This is a genomic window from Domibacillus indicus, assembly GCF_000970685.1.
In the GTDB taxonomy this organism is placed as follows: Bacteria; Bacillota; Bacilli; order Bacillales; family Domibacillaceae; genus Domibacillus; species Domibacillus indicus.
On sequence record NZ_LAJB01000007.1, the window covers coordinates 309,572 to 324,430 of the forward strand.

General features: G+C 43.0%; 15 protein-coding genes. 6 read left to right on the plus strand and 9 right to left on the minus strand.

Annotation, left to right across the window (positions count from 1 at the left end):
- Window positions 1-39: 39 nt before the first annotated feature.
- Window positions 40-675: a YktB family protein gene (locus VP98_RS09680; RefSeq protein WP_046175173.1), complete on the plus strand. Its 636-nt coding sequence runs from the start codon at window positions 40-42 to the stop codon at window positions 673-675.
- A gap of 19 nt (window positions 676-694) precedes the next feature.
- On the opposite strand, the gene VP98_RS09685 is transcribed toward VP98_RS09680, so the two are convergent.
- Entirely contained in the window at window positions 695-964 is a 270-nt protein-coding gene (locus tag VP98_RS09685; RefSeq protein ID WP_046175174.1) for a UPF0223 family protein, read from the minus strand.
- Window positions 965-1,103: 139 nt separating this feature from the next.
- Here VP98_RS09685 and VP98_RS09690 point away from each other — a divergent pair, with 139 nt between their 5' ends.
- Window positions 1,104-2,573, plus strand: a complete 1,470-nt coding sequence (locus VP98_RS09690) for an aminotransferase class I/II-fold pyridoxal phosphate-dependent enzyme (protein ID WP_046175478.1) — start codon at window positions 1,104-1,106, stop codon at window positions 2,571-2,573.
- 94 nt (window positions 2,574-2,667) lie between these two features.
- Here VP98_RS09690 and VP98_RS09695 read toward each other — a convergent pair whose 3' ends face one another.
- The 5 genes from VP98_RS09695 to pdhA form a co-directional block, all read right to left on the minus strand.
- On the minus strand, window positions 2,668-2,784 hold the full coding sequence (locus VP98_RS09695) for a GapA-binding peptide SR1P (RefSeq protein WP_046175175.1): 117 nt from the start codon (window positions 2,782-2,784) through the stop codon (window positions 2,668-2,670).
- Between the two features lie 172 nt (window positions 2,785-2,956).
- Entirely contained in the window at window positions 2,957-4,366 is a 1,410-nt protein-coding gene (gene lpdA, locus VP98_RS09700) for a dihydrolipoyl dehydrogenase (RefSeq protein ID WP_046175176.1), read from the minus strand.
- Between the two features lie 3 nt (window positions 4,367-4,369).
- Window positions 4,370-5,734, minus strand: a complete 1,365-nt coding sequence (locus tag VP98_RS09705; protein ID WP_046175177.1) for a dihydrolipoamide acetyltransferase family protein — start codon at window positions 5,732-5,734, stop codon at window positions 4,370-4,372.
- 68 nt (window positions 5,735-5,802) lie between these two features.
- Window positions 5,803-6,780, minus strand: coding sequence for an alpha-ketoacid dehydrogenase subunit beta (locus VP98_RS09710; RefSeq protein WP_046175178.1), 978 nt, complete (start codon window positions 6,778-6,780; stop codon window positions 5,803-5,805).
- 3 nt (window positions 6,781-6,783) lie between these two features.
- On the minus strand, window positions 6,784-7,893 hold the full coding sequence (gene pdhA / locus VP98_RS09715; protein ID WP_046175179.1) for a pyruvate dehydrogenase (acetyl-transferring) E1 component subunit alpha: 1,110 nt from the start codon (window positions 7,891-7,893) through the stop codon (window positions 6,784-6,786).
- A 393-nt stretch (window positions 7,894-8,286) separates the two neighbouring features.
- On the opposite strand from pdhA, the gene def reads away from it, so the two are divergent.
- From def to VP98_RS09735, 4 genes are all read left to right on the plus strand, one after another.
- Complete coding sequence (def, locus tag VP98_RS09720; protein WP_046175180.1) at window positions 8,287-8,841, plus strand: peptide deformylase; 555 nt, start codon at window positions 8,287-8,289, stop codon at window positions 8,839-8,841.
- A 375-nt stretch (window positions 8,842-9,216) separates the two neighbouring features.
- Complete coding sequence (locus tag VP98_RS09725) at window positions 9,217-9,426, plus strand: DNA-dependent RNA polymerase subunit epsilon (protein ID WP_046175181.1); 210 nt, start codon at window positions 9,217-9,219, stop codon at window positions 9,424-9,426.
- A 3-nt stretch (window positions 9,427-9,429) separates the two neighbouring features.
- Window positions 9,430-11,097: a ribonuclease J1 gene (gene rnjA / locus VP98_RS09730; protein ID WP_046175182.1), complete on the plus strand. Its 1,668-nt coding sequence runs from the start codon at window positions 9,430-9,432 to the stop codon at window positions 11,095-11,097.
- A gap of 58 nt (window positions 11,098-11,155) precedes the next feature.
- On the plus strand, window positions 11,156-11,680 hold the full coding sequence (locus VP98_RS09735) for a C39 family peptidase (RefSeq protein WP_046175183.1): 525 nt from the start codon (window positions 11,156-11,158) through the stop codon (window positions 11,678-11,680).
- On the opposite strand, the gene VP98_RS09740 is transcribed toward VP98_RS09735, so the two are convergent.
- The 3 genes from VP98_RS09740 to VP98_RS09750 all read right to left on the minus strand — a co-directional run bounded on the left by VP98_RS09740 (window position 11,677) and on the right by VP98_RS09750 (window position 14,780).
- Window positions 11,677-12,336, minus strand: coding sequence for a potassium channel family protein (locus tag VP98_RS09740; RefSeq protein ID WP_046175184.1), 660 nt, complete (start codon window positions 12,334-12,336; stop codon window positions 11,677-11,679). The two genes, VP98_RS09735 and VP98_RS09740, sit on opposite strands and share 4 nt — an antisense overlap.
- 74 nt (window positions 12,337-12,410) lie before the next feature.
- Window positions 12,411-13,430: a cytochrome d ubiquinol oxidase subunit II gene (locus VP98_RS09745; RefSeq protein WP_046175185.1), complete on the minus strand. Its 1,020-nt coding sequence runs from the start codon at window positions 13,428-13,430 to the stop codon at window positions 12,411-12,413.
- Between the two features lie 15 nt (window positions 13,431-13,445).
- Complete coding sequence (locus VP98_RS09750) at window positions 13,446-14,780, minus strand: cytochrome ubiquinol oxidase subunit I (RefSeq protein WP_046175186.1); 1,335 nt, start codon at window positions 14,778-14,780, stop codon at window positions 13,446-13,448.
- Between the last annotated feature and the right edge of the window lie 79 nt (window positions 14,781-14,859).

The window sequence follows — 14,859 nt, forward strand, 5'->3', positions numbered from 1 at the left end:
TAATAAAGAAATGATTCGCAAGAAAGGAATTAAGGTATTATGAATTTTAATGGCTTTACGGCACACGATTTTGAAGCATTTCACATACAGGGATTAGAAGAGCGGATGGCCGCTATACAGGAACGTATTCAGCCGAAATTCAAGCTGCTGGGAGAAGTTCTCGCTGATGACCTGTCTGTTATGCTCGGCCAGGAAATGTACTTGCATATCGCCCGCCATGCTCGCAGGAAGGTAAACCCGCCAAACGATACCTGGCTGGCAATTGCCCATAATAAACGGGGTTATAAACAGCATCCTCACTTTCAAGTCGGCTTGTTTGATGACCATGTATTTATCTGGACGGCGTTTATTTATGAGCTTCCCGGAAAAAAAGAAATTGCCCAGACATTTTTAGATCACATAGACTTTTTAAACAATACCATCCCGTCCGATTACGCCGTGTCTTTGGATCACCTGAAAAAAGAAGCAGAATCCTGGGGCAGCCTGGAGGCCCAGCAAGCTCTTTCCCGGTTCCGCGACGTAAAAAAAGCAGAATTTTTAATTGGCCGCCACATCCAAGCCGATGATCCGGTTTTACAGGACGGTAATGCTTTTTATGAATTAGTTAAAGAAACGTTTGAAACCTTGTTTCCGGTTTATCAGCTGGCATTAAAACAAGAAGCAGCCCGTCCCTGATAAAGGGAGCGGCCTGCTTTTACATACGTATTTTTGTTTGGTCAGGTGATTGTTTCATTTTTTGAATCGCACGGTATGAAGAATAGCCGCTTACTTCTTCAAATTCATCACAGATGCGTTTTTCATCCGCTTTACCCGGCACAATCTCCTTGAACCGTTTGTATCGTTCCATCAATTCTTCTTTCACAATGCCTTTTTCGTATGCCTGTTCAATGGCTTCAAAAAAAGCCACTACACTAATCACTTCTTCTGTTGACCAATCCGTTGAAAACGGGTATGAATATTCCATTATTCTCACCTCACTTTACCTATTCTATTCTTCCCTCTCCAACTCCTTGTTAAATAAGAAAAATTTCTATGCAACAAAAGTTCAAAATGCTATAATTCTTTTGCTTTAGCGAATGATTAGAAAAGAGGTGGAAATGGCGTTGTCACAACACGAAACTCCATTATTTGACGGGCTGCTCCGGCATGCAGAAAAAAACCCGGTTCAATTTCATATTCCAGGCCATAAAAAAGGCAGCGGAATGGATCCAGTATTTAAAGAATTTATTGGAGAAAATGCATTATCCATTGACTTAATTAACATTGCGCCGCTTGATGACCTGCATCAGCCGCATGGCATTATCAAGGAAGCCCAGCAGCTCGCGGCCGAAGCATTTGGTGCTGACCATACGTTTTTTTCTGTTCAAGGAACTAGCGGTGCCATTATGACAATGATTATGGCTGTTTGCGGACCCGGCGAAAAAATTATCGTTCCGAGAAATGTTCATAAATCAATTATGACGGCTATCGTTTTTTCTGGAGCCATCCCTATTTTTATCCATCCGGAAATCGATAAGGATCTGGGGATTTCGCACGGTATCACAACTGAGTCGGTAACCAGGGCCTTAACAGAGCATCCAGATGCTAAAGGCCTTCTTGTGATTAACCCGACGTATTTCGGTATTGCAGGCGACCTCAAGCAGATTGTAGATATTGCCCATTCTTTTCATGTTCCTGTACTGGTTGATGAAGCACACGGTGTGCATATTCACTTCCACGAGGACCTCCCAATCTCTGCTATGCAGGCAGGCGCAGATATGGCGGCAACGAGTGTGCATAAGCTGGGCGGTTCTTTGACCCAGAGCTCGATTTTAAATGTGCGAGATGGGCTTGTTTCTGTAAACCGTGTGCAATCTATTTTAAGCATGCTGACCACCACGTCTACATCATATATCCTGCTTGCTTCACTTGACACTGCCCGGAGGCATCTTGCCATTAACGGACATGATATTATCGATAAAGTGATTGAGCTTGCACAGGATACCCGCAGACGAGTCAACAAAATTGATCACCTGTATTGTGCAGGTGAAGAAATTCTCGGATCAAAAGCAACCTACGATTACGATCCGACTAAACTGATTGTTTCTATAAAAAACCTTGGCATTACCGGACATGACGCTGAAAAATGGCTTCGTGAGAAATATAATATTGAAGTGGAACTCAGTGACCTGTATAACATCCTTTGTATTATTACGCCAGGAGATACAAAAGAAAACTGTGATCTGCTTATACAAGCACTTACTGAAATGGCAGCCGCTTTTAATGGCACTGTCCAATCCAAATATGCCCACGTTTTGCTGCCGGATATTCCGCTGCTCGCTTTATCCCCTCGCGAAGCATTTTACGCCGAGACAGAGACAGTCCCACTTGATGAATCTGCAGGCAGGATTATGGCGGAATTTATGATGGTTTACCCGCCCGGAATCCCAATTTTTATTCCTGGAGAAATCGTTACGGAAGAAAATCTTCGGTATGTAAAAGAAAACGTGGCGGCCGGCCTGCCCGTGCAGGGGCCAGAGGACGAAGCACTCAAAACATTACGGGTTATTAAAGAGCGTAAACCGATTTTTTAAAAACACAAATGAAGCGGGCCCTCAATCGTTTTGCTCAATAAAAGCTTTTTAAAAAAAGACTGACGGCAAAGCCGTCAGTCTTTTTATATAATTGTTAATCATCAATTTCTGTTTCTTGATCGCACCCGCAGTGAGAGTATAAAACGGTCACCTTTTCTTCTTCAAAATGCTCGATTGTTGATTGGCAAGCTTTGCAGACAATTGTTCCCATGTTTCATAACCTCCTGATTGGTTTTTTGAAAGCGATTTATGTTTCTTGAGTTTATAATAATATAACACATTAATGATTGCAAGCACTTATTGTATAACATAATTAAAAACGGGACAAAAAACCCCCGGTTTCCTATAATCAGGAAATCGGGGGTTCTGTTTAATTAGTTCTTTTATTTTACAATGTGAATTGGTGTGCCAAGTGCCACTTCCGCCGCTTCCATTGTCATTTCCGCAAGCGTTGGGTGTGCGTGGATAGTCATAGCAACGTCCTCAAGCGTCATGCCTGCTTCGATTGCAAGACCAAGTTCTGCGACCATGTCAGAAGCGCCGGAACCAGCGATTTGCGCGCCGATAATAAGCCCGTCTTCTTTACGTGATACCACTTTTACAAAGCCGTCTGTGCTGTTAAGTGCAAGAGCACGGCCATTTGCTGCAAATGGGAATTTCGCAGATACGATTTCGATGTTTTCTTCTTTTGCCTGCGCTTCGCTATAGCCAACTGTTGCAAGCTCAGGCTCTGTGAAGCAAACAGCCGGAATTGCAAGGTAATCTACTTCGGATTTCTCTCCTGCAATTGCTTCTGCAGCAATTTTACCTTCATAAGAAGCTTTATGGGCTAATGGTGGTCCCGAAACGATATCACCAATTGCGTAGATATTTTCTACACTTGTACGGCATTGCTTGTCGATCTCAATCAAGCCGCGGTCTGACATTTTCACGCCAACACCTTCAAGCCCGATTTCATCTGTGTTTGGACGGCGTCCTACCGTAACCAATACGTAATCAGCTTCAATAGTTTCTTCTTTTCCGCCTGCTTCGTATGTTACTTTTACGCCATTGGCTGTTTCTTCAGCCGATTTGGCCATTGCTTTAGTTACAATTTCAATGCCCTTTTTCTTCATGCTGCGTTTTACGAGAGCAGACATTTGCTTTTCAAAGCCGCCCAGAATCTCTGGAGCGCCTTCTAGAATCGTTACTTCTGTTCCAAAATCCGCATATGCTGTTGAAAGCTCGGAACCAATGTAGCCGCCGCCGACAACAACCATTTTTTTCGGGATTTCTTTTAGTGATAATGCGCCCGTTGAATCAATTACACGGTTTGAAAATTTAAAGTTTGGGATTTCAATTGGACGTGATCCAGTAGCAATAATCGCATTTTTAAAAGTATACGTTTGTGCAGAATCTTCACCCATAACACGAAGTGTATTAGCATCATTGAAATATGCTTCCCCACGCACGAGTTCTACTTTATTTCCTTTAAGAAGGCCTTCAACGCCGCCTGTCAGCTTTTTCACAACGCCGGCTTTCCATTCCTGGACTTTATCAAAGTTGACTGATACTTTCTCGGCAACAATACCAATATCATCAGAATGCTGTGCCTGCTCGAAGCGGTGAGCCGCTGTTAAAAGAGCTTTAGAAGGAATACAGCCTACATTTAAGCAGACGCCTCCTACGTTTTCTTTTTCAACGATGGTCACTTTTTGTCCAAGCTGTGCTGCACGGATTGCCGCAACGTAGCCGCCAGGTCCTGAACCAATTACTATAGTGTCTGTTTCAATCGGGAAATCTCCTACTACCATCTCTTACGCCTCCATTAGTAAAAGTTCTGGGTTGTTTAACAACCGCTTAATGTGATTCAACGCATTTTGTGCTGTCGCTCCATCAATCATACGGTGATCGAAGCTCAATGATAATGCTAACACAGGTGCAGCTACAATTTCACCATTTTTTACAATTGCTTTTTCAGCGATGCGCCCAATACCTAAAATAGCAACTTCAGGATGGTTGATAACCGGTGTAAACCATTGGCCGCCAGCTGACCCGATGTTTGTGATTGTGCAGGAAGCGCCTTTCATTTCTGCAGGAGCCAATTTGCCGTCACGCGCTTTTACAGCAAGTTCATTGATTTCATTAGAGATCGCGAACATTGACTTGCGGTCTGCGTTTTTCACAACTGGTACCATCAGGCCTTTTTCAGTGTCAGCCGCGATACCGATGTTGTAGTAATGCTTGTGAACAATTTCGCTTGTTGCATCATCAATTGATGTGTTAAGCGCAGGGAATTCCCGAAGTGCACTTGTTAAAGCTTTTACTACATACGGAAGGAATGTTAGTTTTACGCCTCTTTCCGCTGCAATGTCTTTGAATTTTTTGCGGTGCGCCCACAGCTCGGTTACTTCTACTTCGTCCATTAAAGTAACGTGTGGCGCTGTATGTTTTGAATTTACCATTGCTTTTGCAATTGCTTTGCGGATACCGCTCATTTTTTCGCGTGTTTCCGGGAATTCGCCTTCTGGAATTGCCGCTGCTGCCGGTTTTGCTTCTTCCTTCGCTGCTGGCGCTTCCTGCTGTGGCGCTGCTTCAGTATTTTGAACAGCTGCCTGCGCACCGCCGCTTAGGAATGAATCAATATCTTCTTTGGTAATACGTCCGTTTTTGCCACTGCCGGAAACCTGTACAATATTTACTCCTTTTTCACGAGCATATTTGCGTACAGATGGCATAGCAATAATACGACGGTTCGGATCCACTTCTTCCTGCGATGGAGATGGAGTAGTACTTACAGGACCTGTAGATTCTTTCGGCGCTTCTTCAACAGGAGCTTTTTCGATGTTTTGTCCGCCCTCTAAAGAAGACTGAACCTGCGCTTCTGTTTTCGCTTCGCCTTCACCGTCATGATCGTCGCCCTTGAATTTCAAATCTTCGTATCCAGGAGCGTCAAATTTGATTAATGTATCGCCCACAATTGCTGTTGCGCCCTCTTCAACAAGGACTTCTTCTACTGTACCCGCAACAGGTGATGGAATTTCAACAACCGCTTTATCATTTTGCACTTCGCAAAGTACGTCGTCTTCTCCAACTTTGTCACCTGGCTTAACAAACCACTTGACGATTTCACCTTCGTGAATACCTTCACCAATATCCGGTAATTTAAATTCAAATGCCAATGCATTCAACCTCCTGTTTTGTTAGTACTGAAAAGGAGAACACGCCTCCTTTTCAACAATTATTATGATTAAAATTCAAGAACTTTTTTCGCTGTATCGATAACATCTTTATAATTCGGAAGCCATACACCCTCCGCTTGGGAGAACGGGAATACAGTGTCCGGTGCTGCTACACGGAGAACAGGGGCTTCCAGGCTTAAGATTGCACGGTCGTTAATTTCAGCGACCACGTTCGCTGCAATACCGCCTTGTTTTTGCGCTTCTTGAACGACAATTGCGCGGCCTGTTTTCTCTACTGAAGCGATGATTGTTTCGATATCAAGCGGCTGAATCGTACGAAGGTCAATTACTTCCACTGAATGCCCTTCTTTTTCAAGTGCTTCCGCTGCTTTAAGAGATTCATGAACCATTGCGCCGTACGTGATAATTGAAAGATCTGTACCTTCACGCTTTACAGCTGCTTTACCAAGAGGAATTGTGTATTCTTCTTCAGGCACCTCTTCACGGAATGAACGGTACAATTTCATATGCTCTAAGAAAATAACCGGATCGTTATCGCGAATAGCGGAAATCAAAAGTCCTTTTGCTTCATAAGGAGTGGAAGGAATAACAACTTTTAAGCCAGGCTGCTGTGCTACCAGCCCTTCCAGGCTGTCTGCATGAAGTTCAGGTGTGTGAACGCCGCCGCCAAATGGAGAACGGAATGTTACAGGGGCAGAATAAGTTCCGCCTGAACGGTAGCGCATGCGCGCAAGCTGCCCGTTAATGGAATCCATTACTTCGTAAACAAATCCGAAGAATTGAAGTTCTGGTACTGGACGGAATCCTTCCAAAGCAAGGCCGACAGCTAAACCGCCGATTCCGGATTCTGCAAGCGGTGTATCGAAAACGCGCTCTTCCCCGAATTCTTTTTGAAGGCCTTCTGTTGCACGGAATACGCCGCCGTTAACGCCGACGTCTTCACCGAAGACAAGGACGTTTTCGTCATTTTTAAGCTCTACGCGCAAGGCATCCGTAATCGCTTGAATCATTGTCATTTGTGCCATGGCTTACTTCGACTCCTTTTCAGTGTAGATTTCATATTGTTCTTTTAGGTTTGCTGGCATTTCTTCATACATATTTTTCATAAGGTCTGTTACTTTTTGTTTTGGTGTTTCGTCCGCTTTTTTAATCGCGTCTTTGATTTCTTCTTTTGCGCGTTCAATTACTTCTGTTTCTTTTTCTTCATTCCAAAGACCTTTTGCTTCCAAATACTTACGGAAACGAACAAGCGGATCTTTTTTCTCCCACTCTGTATCAAGGTCAGAAGTACGGTAGCGAGTCGGGTCATCTCCGGCCATTGTATGCGGACCGTAACGGTAGCATAGTGTCTCGATCAATGTTGGGCCTTCACCGTTGATTGCACGCTCACGCGCATCTTTAACAGCTGCATATACCGCAAGTGGGTCCATACCATCAACAAGAACAGATGGAATACCTGCTGCAATCCCTTTTTGAGCGATTGTTTTGGCAGCCGTTTGTTTTTCACGCGGAGTTGAAATCGCGAATTGGTTGTTCTGAACGATAAAGATCGCTGGCGCATTAAATGCACCAGCAAAGTTGATTCCTTCATAGAAATCACCTTGTGATGAGCCGCCGTCGCCTGTGTATGTAACAGCTACTGCTTTTTTGCCGCGTTTTTTAAGCCCTAATGCTACGCCGGCATTTTGAACGTATTGGGCGCCGATAATGATCTGTGGAGACAAAACATTTACGCCTTCTGGTGCCTGGTTGCCTACAAAGTGACCGCGTGAGAATAAGAATGCTTTCCATAGCGGAAGGCCATGCCACACGATTTGCGGAACATCACGGTATCCTGGCAGAATCCAGTCTTCTTTTTCAAGAGCGTATTGCGAAGCAATTTGAGAGGCTTCCTGTCCAGCAGTTGGCGCGTAGAAACCAAGACGCCCCTGGCGGTTTAATGAAATGGAGCGCTGGTCAAGCACACGAGTGTAAACCATGCGTGTCATCAATTCCTGAAGTTCTTCATCTGAAAGCTTTGGTGCTGCACCTTCATTTACAATTTTTCCTTCTTCATTTAAAACTTGAACCATTTCAAATTGCGTTTCAATCGATTCAAGCGTTTTTTGCGGATCGAACTGAGTTTTCTTTGGACTCATGGTTGTCACCTTTCCTTTCCGTATTGGTTATATCTGGCCGTATAGCTGTTTTTTATTTTTCAGCTGTCTGTACCAGTTAATTTTTAAAAACCACTAATACAATATAAAGCTACGGTTAATAGTGTATAATAACCGGGTTCATCCGTCAATTCAAAAAGATTTTTTCTAAATTCCAGTTTATTTCTTTATTAAAATCTTATCTGTATCAATAATCATCATAAAACTGTACTATAAAAAGAAAGCGCTTTTTTAACCTGTTATACATTACGCATTTTCCTCCATCTTCCTTATTCCCTTCTCACCTGGTACAAAACAAAAGTTTTGCTTCATTAACATTTTGCACACTTTTTGATAAGATAAATACACTAAACGTGAAAAAGGGAAGTGAAGTCCATGATTAAAATGAATGATATTGTGCGGGAGGGTAACCCTGTTCTTCGCCAAAAAGCCGAAGATGTTTCTCTGCCGGCATCAATTGAAGATAAAGAAACACTAGCTTCATTAATGGAATATGTACAGAGCAGCCAGAATCCGGAGAAAGCAGAAAGATACGGGCTGCGTCCCGGCATAGGCCTTGCCGCTCCGCAAATCGGCGTCTCTAAGCGCATGATTGCCGTTCACGTAAAAGATGAAAAAGGAAATCAAGTGAGCTACGCGCTTTTCAACCCGAAGATTATCAGTCATTCTGTTGAAAAAGCTTTTTTAACAGGCGGTGAAGGCTGCTTGTCTGTCGACCGTGATGTTCCAGGCTATGTCCACCGCTATGCCAGAGTGACCGTTAAAGCGACAACTTTAGAAGGGGATGAAGTAAAGCTTCGCTTAAAAGGACTTCCGGCTATTTGTATTCAACATGAAATTGACCATTTAAACGGCATCATGTTTTATGATTATATAAATGAAAAAGACCCATTTTATGTAGAAGAAAATGCTCAAGCAATTGAACGATAAGCCCCGCTGTTATTCCTGCCGCCTGGCACGAGAGAATTGCCCATTCCCTTTTCATTCAAGCATCCATGTGATAAAATGGCAATAAGGAGTGATCCACGATGTTGAAGAAGCTGAAAAAAAAGCTCGCTAAACAGTGGAAAGATCTGCTTAGAAGAAAATCAATCGCATAATTATGAATGGTTAAGCCCTTCCATTATGAAGGGCTGTCTTTATGCAGGAGACAAAAAAGGTGTTCTTTCGTGTCAAAACGCCTTTCTTTCTATATAATGAAATCAACCACCGCAAGGCTGCTTTTGTAAGTCCTTGTAATAAAAATCGAGAAAAACCGCTTTATTGCGGTTTGTATATATCAAATCGGTAAAAGGAGAGAAAATAATGATTTACAAAGTGTACTACCAGGAAGACCGCTCAGAAGTACCAGTTCGTGAAAAAACAAAAACGTTATACGTTGAAGCGGAAACAGAACGTGAAGTCCGCCAAGCACTGAAAAGCCGCCCCTATAATATCGAGTTTGTTCAAAAAGTAAATGATAACCATCTTGAATATGAAAAAAAGTCTCCGAACTTTAATTTGGAGCAGCTGTAACATATGAAATTTGTAAAAAATGATCAAACAGCAGTTTTCGCCCTCGGCGGTTTGGGCGAAATCGGCAAGAATACGTATGCCGTCCAGTTTCAGGACGAGATTATTTTAATTGATGCTGGAATTAAATTCCCGGAAGACGAGCTTCTCGGAATTGACTATGTGATTCCTGATTATTCTTATCTTCAAAAAAATGCAGATAAAATCAAAGGCCTTTTTGTTACACATGGTCATGAAGACCACATTGGCGGCATCCCGTATTTATTACGTGTGGTTAACGTTCCAGTGTACGGCGGCAAACTTGCTTTAGGCCTTTTGCGGAATAAGCTGGATGAACATGGCCTTCTTCGGCGTGCACGCCTGCATGAAATCAACGAGGACGATGTAATTAAGTTCCGAAAAACGTCCGTTTCTTTTTTTCGGACTACACACAGCATCCCTGATTCATACGGAATTGTTGTGAAAACTCCGCAGGGCAATATCGTTCATACAGGAGATTTTAAATTTGATTTTACACCAGTCGGTGAACCTGCCAATTTAACAAAAATGGCTGAAATCGGCAAAGAAGGTGTTCTTTGTTTACTGTCAGACAGTACAAACAGTGAGGTCCCGAATTTCACGATGTCCGAACGCAAAGTCGGCGAAAGCATTCATAATGTATTTCGCAAGGTAAAGGGCCGTATTATTTTTGCTACGTTTGCCTCCAATATTCACCGTCTGCAGCAGGTTGTGGAAGCGGCCGTAGAAGATGGACGTAAAGTTGGTGTATTCGGACGGAGTATGGAGAATGCGATCAATATCGGGCAGCAGCTCGGTTATATCCGATGCCCAAAAGACACTTTTGTTGATACACATCAGTTAAATAAACTGCCTGCGGATAAAGTCACTATTTTGTGTACAGGCAGTCAGGGTGAGCCAATGGCTGCACTTTCGCGAATCGCCAATGGATCTCATCGCCAGATTCAAATTCAGCCGAACGACACAGTTGTTTTCTCATCTTCCCCTATTCCTGGAAACACAGTAAGCGTAAATCGGATCATTGATGCCCTGTCCCGTGCCGGTGCGGATGTTATTCACGGTCCGTTAAATGATATCCATACATCCGGCCATGGCAGCCAGGAAGAACAAAAGCTTATGCTTCGATTAATCAAGCCCAAATTCTTTATGCCGATTCACGGTGAATACCGCATGCAGAAGACGCACTGCCAGCATGCCATCGATTGTGGTGTTCCGCCGGAAAATTGCTTTATTATGGATAACGGAGATGTATTGGCGTTATCTAAAGACGAAGCATATGTTGCGGGACGCATTCAATCAGGCTCAGTTTATATTGATGGAAGCGGCATAGGCGATATTGGCAATATCGTTCTGCGCGACCGCCGTATTTTGTCAGAAGAAGGCCTTGTTATTGTTGTAGTCAGCATTAATAAAGAGAAAAATAAAATCGAAGCAGGCCCTGACATTATTTCACGTGGGTTTGTTTATATGCGTGAGTCTGGAGATTTAATATACGAAGCACAATCTATGCTAAACCGGCATGTAAAACAGCTATTAAACAATAATTCGACCCAGTGGTCCGACATTAAAAATGAAATTACGGATACGCTGTCTCCATTTTTGTATGAACGAACAAAACGCCGTCCGATGATTTTGCCAATTATTATGGAAGTATAAAAATAAAAGAGCGCTCCTTGCTGACAAGGAGCGCTCTTCTTTCGATGGAGGCATTTGTATGATTCAAGTAAAAGGACAATCGCAATATGGAGTGAATATTAAAGAGAAATATCGTTCTTCTGCCTGCGGACCTGTCACATTCTCTGTTATCTTACAATACTGGAACAAACCTTATTCGGCGAATCAGCTGTATAAACAGCTTTGGACAACAAGGCTTGGCTCCTCCCGCTTTGTTATGATCCGCCGCCTAAGGAAGTTACTGGGGAAAAGCTGGGTGGTTTCTTCTTCAAACCGTATCGATGAAGTGACCAATGAGCTCAAACAAGGACATCCTGTTGCAGCCAAGTTCGATAAATATTTTTCGTTTCGATTTCTCTTAAAGCCTATGTATGCTTACCACTGGGTTGTTCTTGTTGGATATAAAATCAAAAACGGCAGCATCTATTTATATTTTCATGACAATGGCGCCCCTGGACGAAAAAGCAGATTACGCTGCGTTTCGTATGAGGAGCAGGCGCAGGTACTCCGCTTCGTTCTTCTGCATCCCAAAAACCCCCGCAGTAAAACGGGAGATCGGGATTAATCATTCATTTTTTTCTCAAAGCGGTCAATGTCATTATCGGCACCGATAATAATCAGAATATCATTTAAATGAATAGGCTCATCTGCCTGGGGTGAAACAATAATTTCTTTGCCGCGTTTAATGGCTACAATATTGATTCCATAGCGCGCCCGAATATCAAGATCAATGAGTGTATTTCCAGCCAATGTTTCATTCGCAATGATTTCCATTATAGAATGCTCATCGGAAAGTTCAAGGTAATCGAGCACGTTGTTTGAGACAATATTATTGGCAAGGCGCCGTCCCATGTCTCTTTCAGGATGAACAACCTGGTCGGCACCGATTTTTAGCAGCACTTTTTCATGGTAATCATTCTGGGCTTTTGCGGTTACTTTTTTTACGCCGACTTCTTTTAACATTAATGTTGTTAAAATGCTTGATTGAATATCATCACCAATTGCCACAATTACGTGATCGAAGTTCCGGATGCCGAGGCTTTTTAACACTGATTCATCTGTTGTATCCGCCACAACAGCATGAGAAGCGATTGAAGCAAATTCATTAACACGGTCTTCATCCAGATCAATTGCCATTACTTCCATTCCCTGTTCACTCAGCTCCCGGCAGATACTGCCGCCGAAACGGCCAAGACCGATAACGACAAATTCTTTTTTCATTATTCATTCCCCCGCTGTTAATGCTAAAAATGGTTCTGCTTTGACAGTTTACCATGAACCTGCCAACAATGCTTTCATTTCTTTTTTCCTTTTACATAATCTGTATCAAATAAAAACAGCCGCATAACTAAAACAAGCGATGGAATAAGCAGGCACAGGCCGAGAATAAAAACGACAACAAGGGCCGCTGCCATTGCATCACTTGTCACATTTTCCCGAAACGAAATATACGGGTACAAGATATATGGTAGATGCGATGCCCCGTATCCGAAAAATGCAAAGAAAAATTGAAGCATTACCATAATGAATGCCGCCCCATATCTTTTTCCGATATAAATAAACCAGGAAGCAGCCCCAAAACAAAGAAGTGACAGTCCAAACATCCACCAGTACTCCGTAACGGCTTTACTGTAATGCTCCGGGTTATGCATTTGCAGTGATATAAAAGCCAGAAGACTGGCCACGATGGTCGGCATACTCCAAAAAAGGGCAAACTGGCGCAATGTTTTTCTCGCCCAATTGTTTTCTGCGCGATCTGCATAAAATGTTAAAAATGAAGCGCTAATAAAGAGGACAGAAACAATAGATAAAAAAACGACACTCCACGAATAAGGGCTCGTTAACAGCTCTTTTGCAAGAAAGATAACGTTCCCATCTATTTCTTTTAAAAAACCTCCTTCTGAGATCGTCAATACTGTCGACAGAGAGGCGGGTATTAACAGGCCAGCCGCCCCGTACAAAAATAAATAAAAGGTGCTGTTGCGTGAGCCATAGTTATTAAAAGCGTAAAAAGAGCCCCGCACACCGATTAAAATCAGAGCAACACTGCCAGGAAGAAGCAGGGCAGTTCCATAGTAGTACGCAGCAGCTGGGAAGAATCCGACGATTCCAACAAAGAAAAATACAAAGAAAACATTTGTTATTTCCCACACCGGTGATAAATAGCGGGAAATAAGGTCATTGATAATATGGTCCTTTTTCTTTATTTTTGCATAATACGCAAAAAAACCGGCTCCAAAATCAATTGAGGCGACAATAATGTACCCATACAGAAAAGTCCAAAGAACGGTAATGCCGATCAGTTCATAATTCATGGTTCCTCCTCCTTCTTATTCCCGGTTCGGATACCGTTTTTCAATTTCAAGTTCTGCAGGTGAGTTTTTAAACATTTTAATCAAAATCACAGCTGTCATTATACCGAGTACAAGATAAAGCAGGGCAAACAGTATAAAGACCATGGCGATGCTGTCATTGGTAGTTGCCGCTTCCGCCACTTTTAAGTAACCACGCATAATCCATGGCTGGCGGCCGGTTTCCGCAAGAACCCATCCCGCTTCAATGGCAATCATCGACAGCGGCCCAGCAGCAAGAATTCCAAGCAAAAGCGGTTTACTTAATGCATTCCTTCTTTTCGCCCGGTCCATTAAAACAAAAAGCAGCGTAACCGCCATCACATACATGCCAATGGTGACCATTGTATCAAACATATAATGAATCCAGAGCGGCGGCCGTTCATCTTCTGGTATATCGTTTAACCCAATTACTTCTGTGTCAAAAGAGCCTCCTGCAAGAAAGCTGAGCAGCTTTGGAAAACGCAGGGCATTTTCCACTTCTCCATCTTCATTTACTGTTCCAAAGTAAACTAAATCCGCTCCTTTTTCTGTTTCAAAATGCCATTCTGCAGCAGCTAGTTTTTCAGGCTGGGCATCAGCTAAAAATTTTGCCGAAACATCTCCTGCAAAAGCTGTTAAAAGCGAAAAAACAAACGTACAGGCTGCCGTTAAGCGAAGCGCTTTTTGTTGATAATGCCCGCGGCGTCCTTTTAATATTGCAAAAGCGGCAATTGCAGCCAGTATTGCTGCTGAGGTCATATAAGATGATGCCACTACATGAAACACTTTAGAAGGCATTGCAGGATTCAGCATAGCGGCGACTGGATCGACGTTAATAGTTTCGCCATTTTGGATCTCAAACCCCCTCGGCGTATTCATAAATGCATTTACTGTGGTAATAAAAAAAGCTGATGCTGTGGAACCGAGCAAAATCGGCAGTGTCAGCAGCCAGTGCGTCCACTTATTTTTAAAGCGATCCCATGTGTACAAATAAATCCCCAAAAAAATTGCTTCGAAGAAAAAAGCGAATGTCTCCATAAACAGCGGCAGCGCAATAACCTTGCCTCCAACTTCCATGAAGCTTGGCCATAGAAGGGAAAGCTGAAGTCCAATAATAGTGCCGGTCACAACACCCACTGCTACTGTGATGGTATAACCGCGTGTCCAGCGTCTGGCAAGCACCAGATAATGATGATCATTTCGTTTAATCCCAAGAAATTCGGCAAAGGAAATCATCACTGGCACTCCAACACCGATTGTGGCAAAAATAACATGAAACATTAACGTCATTGTCGTCAGCATCCTGCTCAGCATAACACCATCCAGTTCCATTCAGTCGACCTCTCCTTTGTGATTCAGCTACTTATATGTTACCCGTGTGATAAACCTTAAACAAAAACAGCTGCATTAT

What these genes read in the sequence shown, in the direction of transcription:
- rnjA (WP_046175182.1), top strand. Translation starts at nt 9,430, where the DNA reads ATGAAATTTGTAAAAAATGATCAAACAGCAGTTTTCGCCCTCGGCGGT.
- lpdA (WP_046175176.1), bottom strand. Translation starts at nt 4,366, where the DNA reads ATGGTAGTAGGAGATTTCCCGATTGAAACAGACACTATAGTAATTGGT.
- VP98_RS09745 (WP_046175185.1), bottom strand. Translation starts at nt 13,430, where the DNA reads ATGAATTATGAACTGATCGGCATTACCGTTCTTTGGACTTTTCTGTAT.
- VP98_RS09735 (WP_046175183.1), top strand. Translation starts at nt 11,156, where the DNA reads ATGATTCAAGTAAAAGGACAATCGCAATATGGAGTGAATATTAAAGAG.
- VP98_RS09710 (WP_046175178.1), bottom strand. Translation starts at nt 6,780, where the DNA reads ATGGCACAAATGACAATGATTCAAGCGATTACGGATGCCTTGCGCGTA.
- VP98_RS09695 (WP_046175175.1), bottom strand. Translation starts at nt 2,784, where the DNA reads ATGGGAACAATTGTCTGCAAAGCTTGCCAATCAACAATCGAGCATTTT.
- VP98_RS09685 (WP_046175174.1), bottom strand. Translation starts at nt 964, where the DNA reads ATGGAATATTCATACCCGTTTTCAACGGATTGGTCAACAGAAGAAGTG.
- VP98_RS09725 (WP_046175181.1), top strand. Translation starts at nt 9,217, where the DNA reads ATGATTTACAAAGTGTACTACCAGGAAGACCGCTCAGAAGTACCAGTT.
- def (WP_046175180.1), top strand. Translation starts at nt 8,287, where the DNA reads ATGATTAAAATGAATGATATTGTGCGGGAGGGTAACCCTGTTCTTCGC.
- VP98_RS09740 (WP_046175184.1), bottom strand. Translation starts at nt 12,336, where the DNA reads ATGAAAAAAGAATTTGTCGTTATCGGTCTTGGCCGTTTCGGCGGCAGT.
- pdhA (WP_046175179.1), bottom strand. Translation starts at nt 7,893, where the DNA reads ATGAGTCCAAAGAAAACTCAGTTCGATCCGCAAAAAACGCTTGAATCG.
- VP98_RS09680 (WP_046175173.1), top strand. Translation starts at nt 40, where the DNA reads ATGAATTTTAATGGCTTTACGGCACACGATTTTGAAGCATTTCACATA.
- VP98_RS09750 (WP_046175186.1), bottom strand. Translation starts at nt 14,780, where the DNA reads ATGGAACTGGATGGTGTTATGCTGAGCAGGATGCTGACGACAATGACG.